The following is a 21,353-nucleotide window of genomic DNA, read 5'->3' as shown; positions in this document are numbered from 1 at the left end:
TCTTGTTATACAAAACAATACAGTTCTTTACATTTGCCTTGTTTTATGAATACTCCTGAAGAGGTGTATAACATAATGGTACAAGCAGGGTAGATATGAATATATTTGAACAAACTCCACCGAACCGCAGACGTTATGGTCTTGCTGCATTCATTGGGCTGATTGCTGGCGTTGTTTCCGCATTCGTGAAGTGGGGGGCTGAAGTTCCATTGCCGCCACGTAGCCCGGTGGATATGTTTAATGCAGCGTGTGGCCCGGAATCATTAATCAGGGCTGCAGGCCAAATTGATTGCTCGCGTAATTTTCTCAATCCACCGTATATTTTTCTTCGAGACTGGTTGGGGCTGACAGATCCCAATGCGGCTGTTTATACCTTTGCCGGGCATGTCTTTAACTGGGTTGGTGTTACGCACATTATCTTTTCGATAGTGTTTGCTGTCGGTTATTGTGTGGTCGCTGAAGTATTTCCAAAAATTAAACTCTGGCAGGGCTTACTGGCAGGTGCTTTAGCCCAACTTTTTGTTCATATGATTTCATTCCCTCTCATGGGACTGACGCCACCTCTGTTTGATCTCCCGTGGTATGAGAATGTTTCTGAAATTTTTGGACATTTAGTCTGGTTCTGGTCTATTGAAATTATTCGCAGAGATTTACGAAACAGAATTACTCATGAGCCAGACCCTGAGATCCCTTTAGGCTCAAACAGATAATGCATTGAATGATAAAAATGGCGCAAATACAGCGCCATTTTTATAGGTTAAAAACATTGCTTTTTATATTCTGATGCAGATAGTCAGTGAGTATATCGCGCTACTTCAGGATGATGTAGATCCGAAGAACGCTACAGAAGAGAGGCATTGTTGCTGGCAAATAGAAGAAGTATCGGGTTTTGTTACCCCTGAAAAACGAAGCCCCGCTATTATCGCTGGCGGGGCAGTGCAATTAATTATTGTATGTTTATAACGGTGTCAGCCCGTATTTAGCCCTTGCACGATTGCAAGCCTCATTGACGACTCCGTTCTCACCAGACATGGCGAATTCTCTGCATGTGGACGATCGATTTTTATATATCGTGCAGCAGGCATTTTTGCCCGGGGTTCCTGCAAGGGCAATACATCGGGGGTTTTTCTGATTGGTACCGCTCATGCATCGGTGAAAAGGGGATATTTGTTCAGTGAGCCTGGCGGGAATAGTACCGCCAGCATCGTCGGCTTCGGCCCAGTAAAAAGAGACGCGGAAAAATGCACAACAGGCACCACACGTCATGCATGGATTCAGATTGCTCATAATTCACCAGTACAGCTAAAAATCGTAAAGAGAACAGCGGTACATCGTATGTAAGAACGTACCGCGGTTGGCTGGGGAACTTTCGATAGTGTGAGTATTGAATGATTTCCAGCCGTTACCGATTTTACGTACTAATTCGTGATTAAACCACTCGTTAGCAGGCTGCCTGATACCTTTCCGTGTCTCCTGAACACTATGGTGTGCATATGAGAAAGCCCATCGTTACAGGTGATATTGACGATCGCTTCCACATCATTTAAACGATTTTTGGGGCTCTGAGGTGGAATTCTTCCCTCGACCGATGGATAAGTCTTAGTCCGCCGAAGGGGGCTTAGCCGGACAGGAATCGCTAATCTTAATGAATTTGTCGTTATAGACCAGATAGTGATTCCCCGGCTGACGTAACTCAGGCTGATGAACCACGTCTCCCGGACGTAGATACCAGGCATCGCCTTCCTCTTCGGTCGAATCACATCCTGGCTTAATCAGTAGCTTAAACCATGTGTTGCCAGTGTTACTTACCGTTCCTGTCACCTTGTCGAAGGACCATTTAAACTGAACCTGACGTGGTCGTACTACCAGAATGGTATCCATCACCACCACCGGCTCCGTGCTGACCACGCCGCCGGTTGGGCTGCGTCTTGTATGGTTACGAGTGGGGACCTCGCGAAATGAGACCCGGTAGTAGCGCTCGCGGTTATCCCGTGGACCATGATAGTAAAATTTAAAATACTCGCTCTCACCAGCCTGCAACGCCAGCTGGCGGGGGGCGAAAAGCAGTTCACCATCCACCGGTCGGGTGCGCAATTCACTGCTGCCCGGGCTATCAATAGCACTGATGGCAATACGGTATATCCGTGCGCTTTTGTTGTTATTCACTACACGTTTGCTGACAAAGTCAGTCTCGGACGGCAGCGAAAATGTCAGATTGCCGACCGAAATCGCCTGTGTCAAAGGTGCCGCCAGCATACAGACCGCTGTCAGCAGGGCCTTAGTTAATGTTACGCCACGTCGCCTGAACATGAATCTCTCCTGAAGCGCTGACTTCGCCAAACCAGCCGTTATCATCTACCGTACGCAGCGAAATGGCGTTATCCATTGGAATCGAAAATTTGACTGTGGTCTTATCCATCTGCCCCACTTCGCCAGAGATATCAGTCCACGGTGTGGTCAACCACAGCGCATCGGTCATATCCCGCCAGCTATCATCGCACCCGGCATCGTAGGTTTTTGTAGCTCCGTTGCGGGTAATAAAGGAAAGTGTCGCCGGGAACGGTACTTTCGCCTTACCGTCATCGGAGCTGAAGACACAATAGGAGCGCCCGCCAATCACCTGCGCGGGTCCGGTCACCTTGATCAGCACTTCGTCGGCAGCTGTTTTACCGCTGGTGGTTACGATATAGCCGAAATCGAGTGCCGACTCGCCGCTGCCAACATATCCCTCCCGCGACGGTGTCTGAGTATATTCATCGGAGATAATACTGATGCTGAAATCACGGGGTTTGATAATCAGCGTGTTGGAGGTAGAAAATTCATACCAGCCAGACTCCGGTGATGTGGTGTTCTGAAAGCGAAAGTTGAATAGATCTTTGGTGTTGATATCGCTGATCCCGAGGTTCACCATCTGCTTAAAGAAGTTGCTCGAGAAGAAAACATAGATCGAGTCTGCGCTCTTCATCTCGTTGAAGGTGTAGTAATAGGCGGTATTGCTCACCGGTTTCCATGAACTGCCATTCAGACTGAACTGCATATCGTACGCCCCGACGGCCGAGGCTAACGACGAGTTGGCGATCGCCGGGAATATATGGATTGAGGTGTTGCTGAGTCCGTTTGTTTGCAGGGTATAGTTAACCATCTTACAACTTAATCCTGAACGGCTGCCGATGGTTTGCGTCCGGCAGTCGGCGTTCCCTTCGCCCAGAGTCGGTACTCCGTCGCTGTTGATAAATACTTCCGCCAGCGAGTGGGTATTTATCAACCGTAGATTTGCTGCTTTCGTATGGGTGACGTTGCGAACATACCAGTTGCCGGAGGCCTGATCCTTACAGCGTGCGCCGCTGCTGGCGTCATAGTTCACAGAGGTCTGGCAGGCATTGATGGTCATTGTAAAGCTGCTGCCGACGGGCATTTGTTGCATATACTGGTAAAACGCGTCTGACAACATGCCGTGCATCCACTTCGCGCCGCCGCTGGTCACCGTCGCGCCATAAAATCCACTGGCGTCGGTGGTTTGCGGCAGGATAAGACTGGTGGTCATATTACACCCAGCGTACCAGTTGATGCAGCGCAAGCCAGTTAAAGGAGATGAAACTGGTGAATTTTCCAGCCACATATCAAACTTCCAGTTGGTATAAAGGCCGGTGTTGTAACCGTTATCAATGTAGCCGAGGCTTTGCTGATAGATGGTTCCTGAACCAGTGTATTTTAAACCGGTCCAGCGGTTGGCACCGGTCAGGCGCGGATCCAGCGCCCCGCCAGGAGTGACGAAAAAGTTGTCGTCTGAGTTGTTTTCGACAAACACAAACTCGCGTGCCGGTGCATCCGCCCAGGTTGTTTTGCTCACTGCCGCTCTGAGCGCAGTTACTGGCCAGATTAGCGCGAAAATTATCATCGTTATTAGTAGGTTAACTCTCATTCTCTTCTCCTGTCTGCGTCACCGCCGCCCACGATGAGAGGCCGCTGCAGACCACATCACCGACCCAGACGGCACCGCGCGCCTGGTTGAGTTCCAGAGCCACTTCGCAGGTTTTATTGCCACTGTAGCGAAAATCGATAGTGGGGTATTTCTTATCCACGTCCATGACAAACTCGCCGTTTTCATCGGTTCGGGTTCGGCCGATATGGTTGTTAATCCGTGCGTTAGCCAGCAGTGTGCCGTCTTCCGCACGGATACGACCGGAGACGGTAACCATCTGCTTCACCTCTGGCTCAATGACAGCGACATTGCCTGGATAGAGAGTCAGACGACTTTTGCGGCCGCTGACGATATCGTAACTGTCGAGTGAGTTTTTGCTGTTCTGTAACTCCACCTCATATCTTCCATAGGGAGAGAGCGGGAGATAGTTACGCTTGCCGTTAAGCGGGAAAATCCGCCCGTTGATTTTGGCGCTGATCTGACCGTCGTCCTCCAGCCCGGTGTTGAATATCACCCCAGCGTTGCCATCAGTCCGCCCGCTGGCAGCAATGTTTTTACCCTGCCAGCCGACGCTGCCATTGGCGGTCAAGTTGGTATTGACGTAGCCGTCCGCCGCGCTATTGACGTTCAGCGTTCCGCTGGCGTAACGAGCGTCGAATTGTGCATACGCCCCGCCGCTGAGGGTTTTGTCATCACCGGTATCGCCGGAGATGGCACGTGACAGATTGGCACCAACAGTGCGAATGGTTCCTTCATCAAACTGTTTGCGTGCTGACAGGTTTGCCATGGTGTAGCCGTTTTGATGAGTCATCCCTGCGCTAAACCAGTTGCCCAGTGGTAGCGAGAGATCGAGAGCGATATATTTTCCTGTATTGGCGTTGCTGTCGCCGTTGTTATAGCGCTGAATACCGGCCCGCAGGCCAAGCGAACCAAAGGTACCGCTGTAGACATTTTGATAGTAATCTGCCGTGTAATAATGGCTGTTGTAACGGCGGTCATCATTGTAGCTGATGCTGAATGTGCCCAGCTTCGACCACAGTGAGTTCAGGTTGAGTGTGCCGCCGATTGCACGGTTGTCGGCATCGCTACGTCGCAATTGATTGCCAATGCGGGTTTTTTCCTGATTAACCCACAGCGAACTAAAGCCTCCCGGTAGAGTGGCGCTGATGCTGCCGATGCTGCTCCATGAGCTGTCACTGGCCAGCATATTTTGCAGGTTAACGTTGATCGCCCCCCCAAGCGGCAGCGTCAGACGGGTTTCACCCACCGCCTGATTATCGTATCCATATCCCGTTGCCGCCCAGCTAAGCGTACTCAATGAGCCGGAGGTCGAGGCACCTGCTAGCCAACTCTCTTTAGCTGGTCGCGTCTTTTTCCCGTTTTCCGACCAGCGATCCATATGAAAGCTACCGCCCCATACCTGCCACGCCAGTGGTGCACCGACGCCGCGCCCCCGGCTAAACAGCTTATTGACCCGCTGGGTGCGTTTGCTGATCACGCGACCGTTAACGATCACCTCAACTTCCACATCGTAAATCCCGTACGGTAGACCCCGGGTATCCACTTCATGATTGCCCATAGTGAAGTTCTGAACGCTTAGTAGCCGCCCATCACGGGTGAGATGTACTTCGCCCGCCGCCGGTAAAAAGGCGATCACTGGCGTGGCTGACTGGCTGCTGTCGAAGATGGTGGAGCTGGCCTGGTTTCCCCAGGAAAGGCCGTAAATCTTCCCTGCTGAAATGGCGGTCATCGGCCCTAAGGACTGCAAGTTCCAGGTGTCGAGCATTCCACCGGCAAATCGGTGACCGGCAAAATCGCGTTCATACATCGCTTTATATAATTCACTGTCCTGTTGACCGCTACCGATCCCGTACAGCGAGCCGTCGAGCACCACATGATGTTCGCGCAGTGCAGTAACGTTATTCAGCGACAGATAGCTGGATGTGTTGCTCCCGCCGTTACGCAACTGGTTGTTATAGACGCCCAAGTTATAGCTCAGATTACTGCTGAGGGTGTTAACACTGGACTGCCCGATGTCTTCGCTACGTGAGCGTAGTACGGTGCCCAGCGCTTCGCGCTTGACCACTAGCTGCAGCAGCAGTTGGCGCAAGCTGAGATCCAGCTGCGCGTTGTCAGTCAGGGGGATGGTAAGGGCCTCATTGAACGGGGCGTTGGCCAGAGCCATCAGCTGCTGTCGAGTTTGTTCGCTGACACTGGCGTTATCTTCACTCTCTTCCAGCTGTATTTTCCGGATGCGTAGCTGTCCATCGTCCAGCCAGATAAAAGCGCTGCCGATTCGCTGATCGTCCTGGCGACCCTGGCTACCGGCGAGATGAATATAGAGCGGGACGCTCATGCCGTCCTGAAGCGCCTGACTGAAGGCCTGCGGAATAATCACCCCACCTATTTGCTGCGCACTTATGTCAGCAGCGCTGGCATCGGGCTGAACGAACAAAAAGACCATGCCGAAGGCAAACTGGGCTTTCAGTCCTGGGGAGAACCGTCGTAAAGGCATTGTCGTTATCCATCTGCACAGCTATCTATTTCACGGGAATGAACTTATCACCCTGCCAAAGTGCAACCCGTCCTTTGTTATCCGCAGTGTCCACGCGGGTAAAACGACGCGACTTGCCCGGCATCAGGTAGTAATTCTCTTTACACTCCTTACCGTTGGCGGCTTTCAGGCAAGGTCCGTAGGCGAGGATCCGCAGCGTCGCATTTCCTGTATTTGTCAGGGAGCCGTTGGCGTACTGAAAGTGGTAGTTCGCCTGACGAGGGGCGACGACCAGAATGGTGCCGATGCGGGCGGAAGCAGTGGCCACAGCGCTGCGGTTGGCATTATCGCGCTGCGCATCACTGAGGGCCTGATCAAACCAGACAATGCGGTAGTAGCGCTCTTTTTCATCTGCGGGTCCCTTATAGAAGAAGCGGATCACTTCGCTGGCTTGGGCGGGTAGCAGCAAGCTGGCGGGAGTGAGTAGCAACTCATCCGGCTTGTCCATTGAGATAACCTGCCCGTCGTCAAGCGGTGAAGAGAGCCGTTCGAGACGGATATTGATAAGGCGACCACTGTCGGTACTGTTTTTGATCGTTTTGCTCAGCGTGCTGCTGTCACTGTTCATAAACGATGATATATCGCCGACATCCAGCGCCTGGGCCGGAGATATTCCGGAAAACAGCAGAGCGAGAGGCAGAAGGTGCTTTTTCATAACAATTCCGTCCAGGAATAAAGCAGGGGGGCTACCCCTGCTGGTACATCAGAGAGATTAACTGGTCCAGGTCGCGTCGAACTGTACGCTAACGTCGCCGCTCCAGATGCCTTCCGGTAGAGTGCTGTAATCTGTTACTGCGGTGGTACCATTGGTGGTACCGCTGATGATGGAGAAGGTGAAACCATCCTGTGCGGTGGTACGATTGCTGGCATTGTAACCGTTAGCCAGCGGGCTAAGGTTGCCGCCCAGTACGCCGTTGGCGGTATCGATCATCACGGTATCGCCAGTTTTTTCGACTGCCGCGCCGTTATAATCCACGCCCACATTCAGTGTGGAACCTGAGGTATCCAACTGGGTTAATGTGTTGGTGATAAGACGTGAGGTCAGTTTAAAGGCGGTAGCCGTTGAGTCACCCTCGATAGCCACGTCAAATAGACCTTTCTGTGAGTTAAAACCTTTAATGCCTTCGGCATACTGGAACGCCAGGCTACCGAGTGGCGTCACAACCAGCTTACTGGTGGTGTCTTTTTTGGCTGTTGCCGACCAGGTCGCTACAGCCTGAGCTGTTACGTCAGCAGCCTGCGCCACACCCATGCCGGTAAACACCGTTACCAGAGCTATTGCCAGAACCTTTTTTTTCATTGCATTTCTTCCCGAGTTGAATTGAGGACGTGATGTCCCAGTGAGTCATTTTTTAAAACTAACTTGCCTGGAGTTTACTGAACCAACTTATATATTTTTGAGTACAGCTTGGCCTCAGCATTACGCCGATGGGTATACACTGTCTTCACACTACAATTTTCAATTCTGGCAATCGATTTAGGTTGCATTCCCTGGGCCGTCATGCGGATAATTTCCATTTCCCGGTCCGTGATTTTATCTTTCTTAATATCTTTTCTCAGGAACCTGCCATTAATCACATAGACCAGTTCTTTTCTAATATCACGACTCAGTCCAGCGTATACCACGCCCCTAATATTGCTATTGTAATACCAATAATTTGCTAAGGCCTCTGACTTTCTGGCCGCAATCAATACGACCTGTTTCCCCTTTACCGCGGATAACCATTCATTATCACGGTTTATAAATTCAGATAAAGAATCCGTACTGAGATTGATAAACACGAAATCTTTTCTAATTTTCTCCAACGATAGATAAATTAATCTGTCGATATCCACAATCAGTTCAGATAGTCCTTTATAGAAGTAGGCGTCATGGGGAGACCAGATGTATTTATCAGAACGGTTTTGACATTCCATATGGTTTTTAACCTCATAGTCCCTACTGTAATCACTTTGCCATGTCACTACTTTCCAAACCTGTAATTTTTACAGGTGCATTCAGTTTCCTTAGTAAACCGGAAGTAAATAAGATACGTAGTACATATCAATAAAGGTTAAACGAGATTAAGTTTAATTATTTTCGATTGGGCTTAAATTTATGTTTTTTTTCCCGATGAGTGTCAATATGTGAACGGAAAAGGAATTCAATGGTTAAGTCAATATTTAGAAAAACTGAAAATATTGCTTTTTTGATAAGAAGAAAAAGACATTTGGTTTCATAAGGTTATTGGCAATATAACGTTCAATTCTTACTTGCATTTTATATTGGTCAGGAACTTTGCCCTGAAGTGTTAGGAATAGTCTTAATGCGCTGTGTGATGGACTAGTAAAAAAACAAGTTTTAAGGGTAAGGGATAGAATATAAAACTATGATGAGCTGTCATTGAAGATGATTTGCCAATCAGTAAGATATTTTAATGGATTAACATGCCGCACAAAATGGTTACAGGTGTTCATTCCAATAAGTAATGGAAAATTGAACGGGCGTATGTACGTCATCTGTTCGGTAAGCCCCCAAGAGCCAGATTAAGTGAAGTTAAACGAAGGCTGCCAGCTGTCACAGGAACGATGGCCTTTTTGTCAGGGCACTGCATTCAGTTATCTGTGCGCGTTACTCTAACTGGCACTCGAACGTCGGCGACGGGGTTACCGGTGGATCAGACTGTTCCTGTGGCGTAAACGTTTTTATGTTAGTACCAACAGATTTACCACATTTATCATCTTAACAGTTTGAGTGAAAATGCAGGCTGCGCCGCAAAGGGAGGAGACTGAGTGGCGTGTTCAGTCTAAAAGAGGGTTGATGCCAGCATACAGGGGCGAAGCTGGTCAACAAGTCAACATTAAGATAATGGAATATTCGGAGAGAAACGTCAGGCAGTTGGCCTCAAATGAACAGGAAGAATATATCCCCAGGAAAATTAATGTTGGTGTTATAAACACACCAACATTAATCCGATCTGATTATTAATCAGACAAATATCGTTAATCCGTCGAATTTTGAATCAACGTTTTTTCTTACGACCCTGAACGGCCTTAAAACGTGGATTAGATTTACAAATCACATATAGCCGTCCTTTTCGCTTCACAATCTGACAGTCTGGATGGCGTTCTTTTGCGGTACGCAGAGAGTTAAGAACTTTCATCACGCCCCCTTTTTCGTGCTAACAAAACGACCAAAACGTTGGGTGAATCGTGCAACATTTCCTTCTGATGCCACTGTTCTCAGCTTCCCTGTATAGAACGGGTGCGATTTAGAAGAGACATCAATTGTCACGTATGGATACGTTACGCCATCCAGCTCAATCTCACGGTCTGTTTTGATAGTCGAGCCGATTTTAAAGTACTCATCAACACTGGTGTCGTGGAACACCACAGTACGATACTCAGGATGGATATTGGGCTTCATCATTTTTACCTGTTATGTTATAACATAACCATAAAGATACATGCTCATCCGGATCATTTCAACACTCAATCCCTGTGACTCTTTGTGGATGTGGAATTTTCGCAACGGGGAACTCTGGCATTGTTAGCAGCCATTGGTGACGCTCCCATAAACGCCTGGATGAGTGATTGATGATGGTTTTGCTGAGAGTATGGATTTTTCGAGAATGGAGGTTATCTCCACTTTACTGGCCGATAATTTATCGCAGTATGATTGATTACCTGACAGCGTGTATTCCTCTCCCACGGATATAATAATTACTTACAAAAAAGGGAGAGGATGCATATTTTAAATATCACTGAAGTGAACAGTTTATTTCCGTTATTAATAGAAATGGAGAAATAAATAGGCGTATTCTACAATTGCGACAAAAACAACGATATTAATCAGTTTATGACTGATTTGCTGTACTTTATTCTCTTTCATTGGTACTTCCTCGCTTTAAAAAAGAGTGCACTTCGTAAGTGCCCTTATATAAATAACGAGTTTGGTCAACCAATTTTTTGACATGTATCACAAATTTGAATAGATGTATTACATCAACTATCTTTTATTGCACCAACGTCATTGATATATGTCGCCTGAAGTCAGTTCCGGGAATGAGTCTGATCTCAAGACTGGCCCAGTCCGGGCGTTGATTGGTGCTGAGGAGCATATCGCATCTCATCATAATGTCGTATCTCCTGGGGTGTTATACAAGATATCGTTGTTGGTGACCTGGGAGAGAAATTGAGTTCTATTAAACCGTCAACTATGCCGGATACATACTGGATTACACTGCAGGCACGCCTTATGAGAGAACGTGCCGCAGTGACGGGTTAATTATCTGAAAGAATTTGTGAGGCTGTATCGGTTACTCATTGATTTGATAGTTTTACTCTCGGGAGAATAATAGATATTTAATCCATTAACGGAAACCAGCCAGTTCCTTTCGATGCCTGAATTTGATCCCATAGTTTATCCGGAATGGTTAATTCATGAACAAGTTGTGTTATCGTTCATGAGAAGCATAACGTAAAGGGAAAAGCTCGATTAGACGGCAGAATTTGTCAGGGGTTATGAACGAAATTCATAAATCTGTTTGAGTGTTGCGATGGGTAGTGCAAGTTCGATATCTCCGCAATTTACAGTCCGATGAAGGAAAATGAATATCCATAAAAAATATATTGGTTTATCCTGGCATATATACCTATTTCGACGTATTTCCAATAGTTTTAATTAAAGGCAGGTCATTGTTATTCACTCTGAATAGTGAATTATTCACTGTCCGCAGAGTAAGAAATATAACTTAGGTATCTATTTAATGACTTGCACAAAAAGCTAAATTTTCCCCCATAAATAAAAATATAATCCCGCGCCCAACCACCTGATGAGTGGCTATAGGCACTGGATATATTAGGTGGCGGTGCACTTTCTTACATAAAGGTATTTCCTTTTCTGCGGAAAAGGAAATCGGGAAATCCCCGGTTTTTCTGACAAGCAGACGCCATTATTTGTGTCTGCCTATGTTCGTTAATTCGTTCATCAGGAAATTATCTCAATGTCACATTATAAAACAGGTCATAAACAACCACGATTTCGTTATTCAGTTCTGGCCCGCTGCGTGGCGTGGGCAAATATCTCTGTTCAGGTTCTTTTTCCACTCGCTGTCACCTTTACCCCAGTAATGGCGGCACGTGCGCAGCATGCGGTTCAGCCACGGTTGAGCATGGGAAATACTACGGTAACTGCTGATAATAACGTGGAGAAAAATGTCGCGTCGTTTGCCGCAAATGCCGGGACATTTTTAAGCAGTCAGCCAGATAGCGATGCGACACGTAACTTTATTACCGGAATGGCCACAGCTAAAGCTAACCAGGAAATACAGGAGTGGCTCGGGAAATATGGTACTGCGCGCGTCAAACTGAATGTCGATAAAGATTTCTCGCTGAAGGATTCTTCGCTGGAAATGCTTTATCCGATTTATGATACGCCGACAAATATGTTGTTCACTCAGGGGGCAATACATCGTACAGACGATCGTACTCAGTCAAATATTGGTTTTGGCTGGCGTCATTTTTCAGGAAATGACTGGATGGCGGGGGTGAATACTTTTATCGATCATGATTTATCCCGTAGTCATACCCGCATTGGTGTTGGTGCGGAATACTGGCGCGATTATCTGAAACTGAGCGCCAATGGTTATATTCGGGCTTCTGGCTGGAAAAAATCGCCGGATATTGAGGATTATCAGGAACGCCCGGCGAATGGCTGGGATATTCGTGCTGAGGGCTATTTACCCGCCTGGCCGCAGCTTGGCGCAAGCCTGATGTATGAACAGTATTATGGCGATGAAGTCGGGCTGTTTGGTAAAGATAAGCGCCAGAAAGACCCGCATGCTATTTCTGCCGAGGTGACCTATACGCCAGTGCCTCTTACCCAGCAATAGTGGACACGCGGCTAAGTGAGTAAACTCTCAGTCAGAGGTGACTCACATGACAAAAACAGTATCAACCAGTAAAAAACCCCGTAAACAGCATTCGCCTGAATTTCGCAGTGAAGCCCTGAAGCTTGCTGAACGCATCGGTGTTACTGCCGCAGCCCGTGAACTCAGCCTGTATGAATCACAACTCTACAACTGGCGCAGTAAACAGCAAAATCAGCAGACGTCTTCTGAACGTGAACTGGAGATGTCTACCGAGATTGCACGTCTCAAACGCCAGCTGGCAGAACGGGATGAAGAGCTGGCTATCCTCCAAAAGGCCGCGACATACTTCGCGAAGCGCCTGAAATGAAGTATGTCTTTATTGAAAAACATCAGGCTGAGTTCAGCATCAAAGCAATGTGCCGCGTGCTCCGGGTGGCCCGCAGCGGCTGGTATACGTGGTGTCAGCGGCGGACAAGGATAAGCACGCGTCAGCAGTTCCGCCAACACTGCGACAGCGTTGTCCTCGCGGCTTTTACCCGGTCAAAACAGCGTTACGGTGCCCCACGCCTGACGGATGAACTGCGTGCTCAGGGTTACCCCTTTAACGTAAAAACCGTGGCGGCAAGCCTGCGCCGTCAGGGACTGAGGGCAAAGGCCTCCCGGAAGTTCAGCCCGGTCAGCTACCGCGCACACGGCCTGCCTGTGTCAGAAAATCTGTTGGAGCAGGATTTTTACGCCAGTGGCCCGAACCAGAAGTGGGCAGGAGACATCACGTACTTACGTACAGATGAAGGCTGGCTGTATCTGGCAGTGGTCATTGACCTGTGGTCACGTGCCGTTATTGGCTGGTCAATGTCGCCACGCATGACGGCGCAACTGGCCTGCGATGCCCTGCAGATGGCGCTGTGGCGGCGTAAGAGGCCCCGGAACGTTATCGTTCACACGGACCGTGGAGGCCAGTACTGTTCAGCAGATTATCAGGCGCAACTGAAGCGGCATAATCTGCGTGGAAGTATGAGCGCAAAAGGTTGCTGCTACGATAATGCCTGCGTGGAAAGCTTCTTTCATTCGCTGAAAGTGGAATGTATCCATGGAGAACACTTTATCAGCCGGGAAATAATGCGGGCAACGGTGTTTAATTATATCGAATGTGATTACAATCGGTGGCGGCGGCACAGTTGGTGTGGCGGCCTCAGTCCGGAACAATTTGAAAACAAGAACCTCGCTTAGGCCTGTGTCCATATTACGTGGGTAGGATCAATCAGCCCCCCACCCAGTAGATTCGGTCAACGCAACAGTACTGTAGGAGTTAATAGTCAGATGATCGGTATCAACGTAGCCATCTTCACCAATGTTCAGCGAAGAACCGTTAGTTAAATCGATAGTATCTGAAGTTAATTTAGATTCCGAAACATTAACCTGAGAACCATTATTAACTGTCAAGGTATCAACGATGGAACGACCTGTAGTATCCCATTCAGAACCGTTATTCAACGCTACGTTAAATACACCGCTCTGGAAGACCTTGTCATCAACAACACGTTTCCAGTCATTGTTTTCATATGTTGCATCAGGAGTAAGGCTGTTTGTAGCAACATCATACATTGCTGACGTTTCAGCAACGTTATAAATTGCCTGACCAACCCACTTGCTTCCGTTATCGAGAGTGAGATTTAGTTCATCAACGTTGAGGCTATCATCAGTCCAACCCCCGTTGGTATCTTTCACCCCGTCACCGTTGGAATCATGACCATTCGGATCAAAATTACTATTCCAGGTGCTGGTAAAGGCAACATCACCCATCAGCGTTGAATTGCTGAGGAATACATTGTTCTTCATCGCATAGTCGGAACCTGAAGCAGTAAAGGACATTGCAACATCACCCGGGCCAGCATAATCACTCGGTTCATCAGAATTGCCAAAGTGACCAGTTTTGCCATAAGTATTGCTATCCAGGATATAATTTGAACCCGAAGTCACTGTGGAATCTTTTACAGAGATATTGTTATCCCAAGTATGAGATTCGGTAGTGTAGGTTTCGTTGTAAGTATTACCTTGAGATAATGCAATACCTGCAACGCGGGAGTTATTGGAAATATTGATGTTACTTTCTACATCAAGATTAACAGCAACGCCTTCACTTGTATCAAATGTCTCATTTGTGTGCTTGGTTACATCACCATCTTTATAAGAATCAGTGAAGTAAAGAGCTTCATAATCATCATCAATAGTAGTGTTAGCAATGTTCAAAGTGAAAACATCACCATCACGCCAGTGTGTATCAACAACCGCATCAGTGTAAAAATCATATCCACCCAGATTATTACCATCTGCATCAAAACGATCATAATAACCGCCAGGCAGCATAGAAGTAATCGAACCGTGAATCACTGAATTACTGATATCAAGCTGATTAGCAGTACTGTCTGCATAATCATGGTTCAAATAATAGGTTGAGATCGTGCCGTTAACGGTATCGCCGTTAAAGGACTGATCGAAATCACCATTGGTGTTGTTGTAATAGACAAAACCACTATAGTTTACATAGTTGCCATCTACAGTGCCTGCCTTATCCATATGATCCCAATCAAGTGCTGTAACGGGATTATCGATATAAGTCCAGGTATCATAGTTTGCTGCATTAGCCTGAGAGGTGATAGCCAGAGTGCAAGCCAATGCTAATTGTGATACTACAAGTTTCTTTTTCCAGGAGTGCATTTGTCATCCCTCCTCAGGGACGTAATAAGTTGATCCATCAATTATCAATGCATAGAAAACATATTATGTTTCGCGCTAACGATTATGCTGCGTTACAGACGAATGGTTCAATTATTCTTTCCCCTAAGTCCGAATGTGGACATATATAATTTATGGAGAAAAACACGCATCAAATTCATAAAAGCACAGTATTTCAACATGTTGCAGATAATTTTGTTTTTGAAGCATACGCATAATAAATATCACAAACACAAACCAGATAAATATCCTATGAATATGCAACAAAGTTTTAATTATTCAATTTATAGCAGCGCAACCAAACTCCAAAAAATAATAACCAACAGCTATAAATAAAGATTAAAAATATTTTCAGTGAATATAAAATTATTGCTGTTTCTATTAAAAAGATGTCCTGGCCTCTCTTCCATTCTCTTCTTGTCAACATCGCGACAACTTTCGTAAAACATCCCTACCCTGCTTCAGGTATACTATGCCCCTCGATTCCACAAACATCAGGCAGACCATGACAGACTTAATCCAACGCCCTCGTCGCCTGCGCAAATCTCCTGCGCTGCGCGCTATGTTTGAAGAGACAACACTTAGCCTTAACGACCTGGTGTTGCCGATCTTTGTTGAAGAAGAAATTGACGACTACAAAGCCGTTGAAGCCATGCCAGGCGTGATGCGCATTCCAGAGAAACATCTGGCACGCGAAATTGAACGCATCGCCAACGCCGGTATTCGTTCCGTGATGACTTTTGGCATCTCTCACCATACCGATGAAACCGGCAGCGATGCCTGGCGGGAAGATGGACTGGTGGCGCGTATGTCGCGCATCTGCAAGCAGACCGTGCCAGAAATGATCGTTATGTCAGACACCTGCTTCTGTGAATACACTTCTCACGGTCACTGCGGTGTGCTGTGCGAGCATGGCGTCGACAACGACGCGACTCTGGAAAATTTAGGCAAGCAAGCCGTGGTTGCAGCTGCTGCAGGTGCAGACTTCATCGCCCCTTCCGCCGCGATGGACGGCCAGGTACAGGCGATTCGTCAGGCGCTGGACGCTGCGGGATTTAAAGATACGGCGATTATGTCGTATTCGACCAAGTTCGCCTCCTCCTTTTATGGCCCGTTCCGTGAAGCTGCCGGAAGCGCATTAAAAGGCGACCGCAAAAGCTATCAGATGAACCCAATGAACCGTCGTGAGGCGATTCGTGAATCACTGCTGGATGAAGCCCAGGGCGCAGACTGCCTGATGGTTAAACCTGCTGGAGCGTACCTCGACATCGTGCGTGAGCTGCGTGAACGTACTGAATTGCCGATTGGCGCGTATCAGGTGAGCGGTGAGTATGCGATGATTAAGTTCGCCGCGCTGGCGGGTGCTATAGATGAAGAGAAAGTCGTGCTCGAAAGCTTAGGTTCGATTAAGCGTGCGGGTGCGGATCTGATTTTCAGCTACTTTGCGCTGGATTTGGCTGAGAAGAAGATTCTGCGTTAATTTTGTTTCCTCTCAGAAAGGGGGAGTTAACCTGTTGAAAGTACGGTGAACGCCCCCTCACCCTAACCCTCTCCCCAAGGGGGCGAGGGGACCGTCCACTCTCGTATTACCCCGCCCGATAAAACGGTTTATCCCCAAGGATCGTCGCCCGATGCATTATCCGTCGCTGTGGCAGGTAATCGGCATTGGCATAGTGCTGGGTCACGCGGTTATCCCAAATCGCAATATCATTTGGTTGCCAGCGCCAGCGCACCTGAAACTCCGGTTTGGTGATATGGGCAAACAAAAAACTTAACAAGGCTTCGCTCTCTTTCTCGCTCACATCAACAATTCGCGTAGTAAAGCCTTCATTCACAAACAGCGCCTGTTTACCGCTCACCGGATGCGTTCGCACCACCGGATGTAGCAACGGCGGGTTTTTCGCGACCGCCTCGCGCCAGCGTTGATGTTCCTCCTCGGTTTTGCGGTATTTGTATTCCGGGAACGATTTACGGAAATCATGCTCCGCACGCAGCCCACTCAGCAGCTGGCGGAAGGGAACAGAGAGCGCCTCATAGGCCGCAATACCGCTGGTCCAGAGCGTATCACCGCCGGTCGAAGGTAACTCTTTAGCTGCCAGAATCGCCCCTGCGGGTGGCGTTTCAATAAATGTCACATCGGTATGCCAGTTGTCGTTATCTGGCGGATTATCGTTATGGGTATCCAGCACGATGATCTCGTCAACCCCTTCGGCATGCGGGTAAACAGGGTGAATATGCAATTCGCCAAAACGCTGGGCCAGCGCGCGTTGCTGCTGCGGCGTAATAGCTTGATCGCGTAGAAACACCACCTGATGGCGCAGCACCGCATGGTAAAGCTGTTCAAACTGATTATCGCTTAACGGGCGCGTCAGGTCGGCACCCGAAATTTGTGCGCCGATATACGGCCCCAGCGGGGTAATGCTCAGACGTTCACTCATTGTACTTCTCCATGCCAGGGCGTCAGGCGGCGCTGTAACGCGCGCAGACCCAGTTCTAAAAGAAAGGCGATAATCGCAATCACCGCGATCCCCGCCAGCACCACGTCAGTTGCGAGAAATTCACCCGCTGACTGAACCATAAATCCTAAACCGCGCGTCGCGGCAATCAGCTCCGCCGCCACCAGCGTAGACCAGCCCACCCCCAGACCAATACGTAATCCGGTGAGGATTTCCGGCAGCGCACCGGGCAAAATGACAAACCACAGCACCTGCGCACGGCTGGCACCCAGCGACTGGGCGGCACGAATGCGAACCTGCTGCACGCTTTTCACCCCCGCCAGCGCCGACATCGCCACCGGTGCAAAAATCGCTAAATAGATCAGTAAGATCTTCGAGGTTTCACCAATACCAAACCAGATCACCATCAGCGGCAAATAAGCCAGCGGCGGCACCGGACGATAAAGCTCGATTATCGGATCCAGAATGCCGCGTACCGTAGGGCTAAGTCCCATCGCGATCCCGACCGGAATACCGAACAACACCGCTGCAAATAGCGCCAGCATAATGCGCGTCAGACTGGCTGCCAGATGCTGCCACAGCGTGGCGTCCATAAAGCCTTGCGGTCCGGCAATGGTGAGTAGTTTTTCCAGTACCTGTTGCGGCGGCGGCAAAAATAGCGGGCTAATCAGTTGCAGCGTCGCCACCGTCCACCATACGGTGAGTAAAACCGCTAACGTGCCAATGCTTAAGGTCACCTGACGCGAGAGCGGCCAGCGCCATTTCAGCCGCCGCGAATGCAGTTTTTCATTAATGAGCACACTCATGAGAACGCCTCCCGTTGCTCAAATACGCGGCTTAAAACATATTCGCGCATGGCGATGAATTGTGGATCGGACTTGATGCTGCGGCTCGACTCTCCCGCAACAAAGCGGCGAGCAAAGTTGAGCGGCAGCCGCTCCAGCACACGGCCAGGGCCGGATGAAAGCAGAACCAGTTCAGTCGCCATAAACACCGCTTCTTCTATATCGTGGGTAATCAACAGCACCTGCTTGCCCGTCTCCTGCCAGAGTTTCAGCAGCAGGGTTTGCATCTGGTCGCGGGTGAAGGCGTCCAGCGCACCAAACGGTTCGTCGAGTAATAACAGCTGGGGATTCGCCGCCAGCGCACGAGCAATCCCCACCCGCTGACGTTGACCACCGGAAAGCTGCCAGATGTAGCGTTTTTCTGCGCCTTCCAGCCCCACTTTTTTCAGCATCTGGTGCGCGATTTCCAGTCGCTGCATTTTCTCTATACCTGCCAATTGCAGGCCGAACGCCACGTTGTCCTGTACATTGCGCCACGGTAGTAGCCCTTCATTCTGAAAAACTACGCCACGCTCTGCTCCCGGTCCCTCAATACGCTTACCCGCCAGTTGAATGCTGCCATGCTGATAAGGCACAAAACCGGCAATCAGATTCAGCAGGGTGGTTTTACCGCAGCCGGACGGCCCCAGCACCACCAGTAGCTCGCCGCTTTCCAGCGTCAGGTTGATATCTTCCAGTGCCGGTTTGCCGCCATAATCGGCGTAAAGATGAGAGATTTGCAGCATCTGCGCCTCCTTTTATTGCACGAAGCGCGAGGTAACGTACTGGCTGTAATCATTCGCTACAGCCGGGACCTTGCCCTGCTCTTTCAAAAACTGCGCGGTGTCGATGATCGCTTTGTTCACCGGTCCGGTCAGTTCTGCCGTTTGTTGCTGCGGCGTCAGATAGGTATTCCCCTTCACCAGCCCCGGAACGTCACCTTCAGGCACGCCGCTTAAACGCGCCAGTTTGCTGATGTTTTCCGGCTGTTTCAGCCACACGTCTGGGTTAGCAATGTACGGTTGCTGAGCATCGATGGCGCTTTTAGCGAACGCTTTCACGACCTCAGGATGTTTCTCGGCAAAATCTTTGCGCACCACCCAGACGTCCAGCGTTGGCGCGCCCCACTGCCCGACCTGTTCAGAATCGGTCAACACCTTGCCGTCTTTTTCCAGGGCGTTAACCGCCGGTGCCCAGACATAAGCACCATCAATATCTCCCCGCTGCCAGGCAGCGATAATCGCGGGCGGCTGCAGGTTCACAATCTCCACTTGCCCGGGTTTAATGCCCCAGTGTTTCAGTGCCGCCAGCAGGCTGTAGTGGGTGGTGGAGATAAACGGTACGGCGATGCGTTTGCCAATCAGATCTTCCGGTTTGCTGATAGTTTTCTTTACCACCAGCGCTTCGGAGTTACCCAGTTTTGACGCCAGCAAGAAGACTTCAATCGGCACCTGTTGGCTGGCTGCAACCGCTAACGGGCTGGAACCGAGGTTGCCGATTTGCACGTCGCCTGAAGCCAGCGCCCGCACGATGCTGGCTCCGCTGTCAAACTTACGCCAGTCCACGGTTGCTCCGCTTTCTTTAGCAAAGGTGTTGTCGGCCTGAGCCACTTTCGCCGGTTCGGCTGAGGTTTGATACGCCACGGTGACGTTCACCGCCTGTGCCTGAAAAGCGATGAATGCCAGTGCGGCAAGAAGTGTGTTACGCGATGAAATTGCCATGATTGTCTGCTCCCCTGTCTTGTTATGGGAGCAGTATTCAGGAATAAAAACATTCATTAAAAGAATTAGTCGTTATCGCACAGATGATTTTATTCTTAGCAAAAAAACGGCTAAGGAAAGATTAAATATGCAATTACTCCGTTCTAACAATTGGGAAAATTACTACACTTCATTTTAGTGATGCATAAACAACCACATTACGAGATTTATTACTTCATTATTTCTATCAATATCAATACATATAATAAAACTATTATATTCGCATTGTATATATCACTGTATCATTCTCAATCACTCGCATATTACATTCACATAATGTATATAAACAATGCTTGTTCACAGAACATATTTTTTAAATGCAATTAATTGACAAACTAAATCACATCTAAATACAATGTATAAAACAAAATAACTATACATACCAAACATACAAACACTTAACATATGAATTGCATAGAAACATTACCCAGTCGAACCCACGGGTCTGAAAGCCCTTGCTTTTCAGTTATTAGCAACATTTAACATTTATAAATTAACATCTGGCTGCGCCAGAGATTACGTCTCTGAGTGCATCGTTGTGCTTGTAGTATAATAAATAAAATGGAGTGTCATTAAGTGGATAAGGTTTTAGATTCAGCCCTCCTTTCTTCGGCAAATAAAAGAAAGGGTATCCTTGCTATTGGCGCACATCCTGACGATATAGAATTAGGCTGTGGCGCATCGCTTGCTCGTCTTGCGCAAAAAGGAATTTATATCGCAGCCGTGGTGATGACTACCGGCAACTCTGGCACAGATGGAATAATCGATCGCCATGAAGAATCGCGCAACGCCCTAAAGATATTAGGGTGCCACCAAACTATTCATCTTAATTTTGCTGACACCCGCGCTCATTTACAGCTCAATGATATGATTTCCGCCCTGGAAGACATCATTAAAAATCAAATTCCTTCTGATGTTGAAATCATGCGGGTATATACCATGCATGATGCCGACCGCCATCAGGATCATCTTGCTGTTTATCAAGCTTCAATGGTTGCCTGCCGAACTATTCCGCAAATTCTCGGCTACGAAACCCCAAGTACCTGGCTTTCATTTATGCCTCAGGTTTTTGAATCCGTTAAAGAAGAATATTTCACAGTCAAACTTGCTGCATTAAAAAAACATAAAAGCTAGGAACGACGCGATTATATGCGTCATGATCGCCTGCGTGCAGTTGCACAATTTCGCGGACAACAGGTCAATAGCGATCTGGGTGAAGGCTTTGTAATTCATAAAATGATTCTTTGAG

The 21,353-nt window shown here is 48.4% G+C and carries 18 protein-coding genes and 4 pseudogenes; 6 read left to right on the top strand and 16 right to left on the bottom strand.

The features are described 5' to 3' along the window. Positions 1-95: 95 nt before the first annotated feature. Positions 96-710: a YagU family protein gene (locus KXD89_RS17380; RefSeq protein ID WP_001019920.1), complete on the top strand. Its 615-nt coding sequence runs from the start codon at positions 96-98 to the stop codon at positions 708-710. A gap of 247 nt (positions 711-957) precedes the next feature. On the opposite strand, the gene KXD89_RS17375 is transcribed toward KXD89_RS17380, so the two are convergent. The 7 genes from KXD89_RS17375 to ecpR all read right to left on the bottom strand — a co-directional run bounded on the left by KXD89_RS17375 (position 958) and on the right by ecpR (position 8,393). Next, positions 958-1,287, bottom strand: a complete 330-nt coding sequence (locus tag KXD89_RS17375; protein ID WP_001303809.1) for a YkgJ family cysteine cluster protein — start codon at positions 1,285-1,287, stop codon at positions 958-960. A 312-nt stretch (positions 1,288-1,599) separates the two neighbouring features. Further along, the gene (ecpE, locus tag KXD89_RS17370; RefSeq protein WP_001350485.1) at positions 1,600-2,310 is read right to left on the bottom strand and encodes a fimbrial chaperone EcpE; all 711 of its coding nucleotides are present in this window, start codon (positions 2,308-2,310) and stop codon (positions 1,600-1,602) included. After that, entirely contained in the window at positions 2,279-3,922 is a 1,644-nt protein-coding gene (gene ecpD / locus KXD89_RS17365; RefSeq protein ID WP_001310578.1) for a fimbrial adhesin EcpD, read from the bottom strand. Before ecpD ends, ecpE begins: the two co-directional genes overlap by 32 nt. Continuing rightward, the gene (gene ecpC / locus KXD89_RS17360; protein ID WP_001131096.1) at positions 3,912-6,437 is read right to left on the bottom strand and encodes a fimbrial usher EcpC; all 2,526 of its coding nucleotides are present in this window, start codon (positions 6,435-6,437) and stop codon (positions 3,912-3,914) included. Before ecpC ends, ecpD begins: the two co-directional genes overlap by 11 nt. 25 nt (positions 6,438-6,462) lie before the next feature. Further along, positions 6,463-7,131 (bottom strand): fimbrial chaperone EcpB, encoded by a 669-nt coding sequence (gene ecpB / locus KXD89_RS17355; protein ID WP_000716398.1) that lies wholly within the window; start codon positions 7,129-7,131, stop codon positions 6,463-6,465. A gap of 57 nt (positions 7,132-7,188) precedes the next feature. Beyond that, positions 7,189-7,776 carry a common pilus major fimbrillin subunit EcpA gene (gene ecpA / locus KXD89_RS17350; RefSeq protein ID WP_000730972.1) on the bottom strand — a complete coding sequence of 196 codons (588 nt, stop codon included), beginning with the start codon at positions 7,774-7,776 and terminating at the stop codon, positions 7,189-7,191. A gap of 74 nt (positions 7,777-7,850) precedes the next feature. Continuing rightward, positions 7,851-8,393: an ECP biosynthesis operon DNA-binding transcriptional regulator EcpR gene (gene ecpR / locus KXD89_RS17345; RefSeq protein WP_001301257.1), complete on the bottom strand. Its 543-nt coding sequence runs from the start codon at positions 8,391-8,393 to the stop codon at positions 7,851-7,853. A gap of 823 nt (positions 8,394-9,216) precedes the next feature. Here ecpR and ykgL point away from each other — a divergent pair. Further along, on the top strand, positions 9,217-9,444 hold the full coding sequence (gene ykgL / locus KXD89_RS17340; RefSeq protein ID WP_001147279.1) for a protein YkgL: 228 nt from the start codon (positions 9,217-9,219) through the stop codon (positions 9,442-9,444). 34 nt (positions 9,445-9,478) lie between these two features. On the opposite strand, the gene ykgO is transcribed toward ykgL, so the two are convergent. The 4 genes and pseudogenes from ykgO to KXD89_RS22340 form a co-directional block, all read right to left on the bottom strand. Continuing rightward, positions 9,479-9,619 (bottom strand): type B 50S ribosomal protein L36, encoded by a 141-nt coding sequence (ykgO, locus tag KXD89_RS17335; RefSeq protein ID WP_000866436.1) that lies wholly within the window; start codon positions 9,617-9,619, stop codon positions 9,479-9,481. Further along, the gene (locus KXD89_RS17330; protein WP_000803998.1) at positions 9,619-9,882 is read right to left on the bottom strand and encodes a type B 50S ribosomal protein L31; all 264 of its coding nucleotides are present in this window, start codon (positions 9,880-9,882) and stop codon (positions 9,619-9,621) included. Before KXD89_RS17330 ends, ykgO begins: the two co-directional genes overlap by 1 nt. 363 nt (positions 9,883-10,245) lie before the next feature. After that, positions 10,246-10,347: a small membrane protein YkgR gene (ykgR, locus tag KXD89_RS17325; protein WP_000662258.1), complete on the bottom strand. Its 102-nt coding sequence runs from the start codon at positions 10,345-10,347 to the stop codon at positions 10,246-10,248. 473 nt (positions 10,348-10,820) lie between these two features. Continuing rightward, a pseudogene (locus tag KXD89_RS22340) lies at positions 10,821-10,910 on the bottom strand (hypothetical protein); the annotation flags it as partial. Between the two features lie 551 nt (positions 10,911-11,461). Between KXD89_RS22340 and KXD89_RS17320 the strand changes: the two are divergent. Both KXD89_RS17320 and KXD89_RS17315 read left to right on the top strand, forming a co-directional pair. Then, positions 11,462-12,337: pseudogene (locus KXD89_RS17320) on the top strand (inverse autotransporter beta domain-containing protein); the annotation flags it as partial. Between the two features lie 58 nt (positions 12,338-12,395). Beyond that, positions 12,396-13,558, top strand: a protein-coding gene (locus tag KXD89_RS17315; RefSeq protein ID WP_085947771.1) for an IS3-like element IS3 family transposase whose coding sequence is annotated in 2 segments (ribosomal slippage) — positions 12,396-12,657 and positions 12,657-13,558 — 1,164 coding nt in all. Because the reading frame shifts where the segments join, the coding sequence is not laid out codon by codon here. 39 nt (positions 13,559-13,597) lie between these two features. On the opposite strand, the pseudogene KXD89_RS17310 reads toward KXD89_RS17315, so the two are convergent. Further along, positions 13,598-15,046, bottom strand: a pseudogene (locus tag KXD89_RS17310) (outer membrane autotransporter barrel domain-containing protein); the annotation flags it as partial. 523 nt (positions 15,047-15,569) lie between these two features. Between KXD89_RS17310 and hemB the strand changes: the two are divergent. Beyond that, positions 15,570-16,544 carry a porphobilinogen synthase gene (gene hemB, locus KXD89_RS17305; protein ID WP_001295337.1) on the top strand — a complete coding sequence of 325 codons (975 nt, stop codon included), beginning with the start codon at positions 15,570-15,572 and terminating at the stop codon, positions 16,542-16,544. 106 nt (positions 16,545-16,650) lie between these two features. On the opposite strand, the gene tauD is transcribed toward hemB, so the two are convergent. Genes tauD through tauA form a run of 4 tightly spaced genes read right to left on the bottom strand, consistent with a single transcriptional unit; the run spans position 16,651 to position 20,065 of the window. Then, positions 16,651-17,502, bottom strand: coding sequence for a taurine dioxygenase (gene tauD / locus KXD89_RS17300; protein WP_000004027.1), 852 nt, complete (start codon positions 17,500-17,502; stop codon positions 16,651-16,653). Next, positions 17,499-18,326: a taurine ABC transporter permease TauC gene (tauC, locus tag KXD89_RS17295; RefSeq protein ID WP_000114620.1), complete on the bottom strand. Its 828-nt coding sequence runs from the start codon at positions 18,324-18,326 to the stop codon at positions 17,499-17,501. The genes tauD and tauC overlap by 4 nt, the downstream gene beginning before the upstream one ends. Further along, positions 18,323-19,090 carry a taurine ABC transporter ATP-binding subunit gene (tauB, locus tag KXD89_RS17290; RefSeq protein ID WP_000939375.1) on the bottom strand — a complete coding sequence of 256 codons (768 nt, stop codon included), beginning with the start codon at positions 19,088-19,090 and terminating at the stop codon, positions 18,323-18,325. The genes tauC and tauB overlap by 4 nt, the downstream gene beginning before the upstream one ends. A gap of 12 nt (positions 19,091-19,102) precedes the next feature. Then, entirely contained in the window at positions 19,103-20,065 is a 963-nt protein-coding gene (gene tauA / locus KXD89_RS17285) for a taurine ABC transporter substrate-binding protein (RefSeq protein WP_001018417.1), read from the bottom strand. 615 nt (positions 20,066-20,680) lie between these two features. Here tauA and KXD89_RS17280 point away from each other — a divergent pair. Beyond that, a pseudogene (locus KXD89_RS17280) lies at positions 20,681-21,352 on the top strand (PIG-L deacetylase family protein). Position 21,353 lies beyond the last annotated feature (1 nt).

This window comes from Escherichia sp. TC-EC600-tetX4 (genome assembly GCF_019356055.1).
Taxonomy (GTDB): Bacteria; Pseudomonadota; Gammaproteobacteria; order Enterobacterales; family Enterobacteriaceae.
Note: the sequence above shows the minus strand (reverse complement) of the source record. Positions and strands in the feature narration are given on the sequence as shown.

Coding starts and splice junctions, on each gene's coding strand:
- KXD89_RS17380 (WP_001019920.1), top strand. CDS start 96: ATGAATATATTTGAACAAACTCCACCGAACCGCAGACGTTATGGTCTT.
- KXD89_RS17330 (WP_000803998.1), bottom strand. CDS start 9,882: ATGAAGCCCAATATCCATCCTGAGTATCGTACTGTGGTGTTCCACGAC.
- ykgL (WP_001147279.1), top strand. CDS start 9,217: ATGCAGGCTGCGCCGCAAAGGGAGGAGACTGAGTGGCGTGTTCAGTCT.
- ecpA (WP_000730972.1), bottom strand. CDS start 7,776: ATGAAAAAAAAGGTTCTGGCAATAGCTCTGGTAACGGTGTTTACCGGC.
- tauD (WP_000004027.1), bottom strand. CDS start 17,502: ATGAGTGAACGTCTGAGCATTACCCCGCTGGGGCCGTATATCGGCGCA.
- ecpD (WP_001310578.1), bottom strand. CDS start 3,922: ATGAGAGTTAACCTACTAATAACGATGATAATTTTCGCGCTAATCTGG.
- tauB (WP_000939375.1), bottom strand. CDS start 19,090: ATGCTGCAAATCTCTCATCTTTACGCCGATTATGGCGGCAAACCGGCA.
- ykgR (WP_000662258.1), bottom strand. CDS start 10,347: ATGAAAGAGAATAAAGTACAGCAAATCAGTCATAAACTGATTAATATC.
- ykgO (WP_000866436.1), bottom strand. CDS start 9,619: ATGAAAGTTCTTAACTCTCTGCGTACCGCAAAAGAACGCCATCCAGAC.
- KXD89_RS17375 (WP_001303809.1), bottom strand. CDS start 1,287: ATGAGCAATCTGAATCCATGCATGACGTGTGGTGCCTGTTGTGCATTT.
- tauA (WP_001018417.1), bottom strand. CDS start 20,065: ATGGCAATTTCATCGCGTAACACACTTCTTGCCGCACTGGCATTCATC.
- ecpR (WP_001301257.1), bottom strand. CDS start 8,393: ATGGAATGTCAAAACCGTTCTGATAAATACATCTGGTCTCCCCATGAC.
- tauC (WP_000114620.1), bottom strand. CDS start 18,326: ATGAGTGTGCTCATTAATGAAAAACTGCATTCGCGGCGGCTGAAATGG.
- ecpC (WP_001131096.1), bottom strand. CDS start 6,437: ATGCCTTTACGACGGTTCTCCCCAGGACTGAAAGCCCAGTTTGCCTTC.
- hemB (WP_001295337.1), top strand. CDS start 15,570: ATGACAGACTTAATCCAACGCCCTCGTCGCCTGCGCAAATCTCCTGCG.
- ecpE (WP_001350485.1), bottom strand. CDS start 2,310: ATGTTCAGGCGACGTGGCGTAACATTAACTAAGGCCCTGCTGACAGCG.
- ecpB (WP_000716398.1), bottom strand. CDS start 7,131: ATGAAAAAGCACCTTCTGCCTCTCGCTCTGCTGTTTTCCGGAATATCT.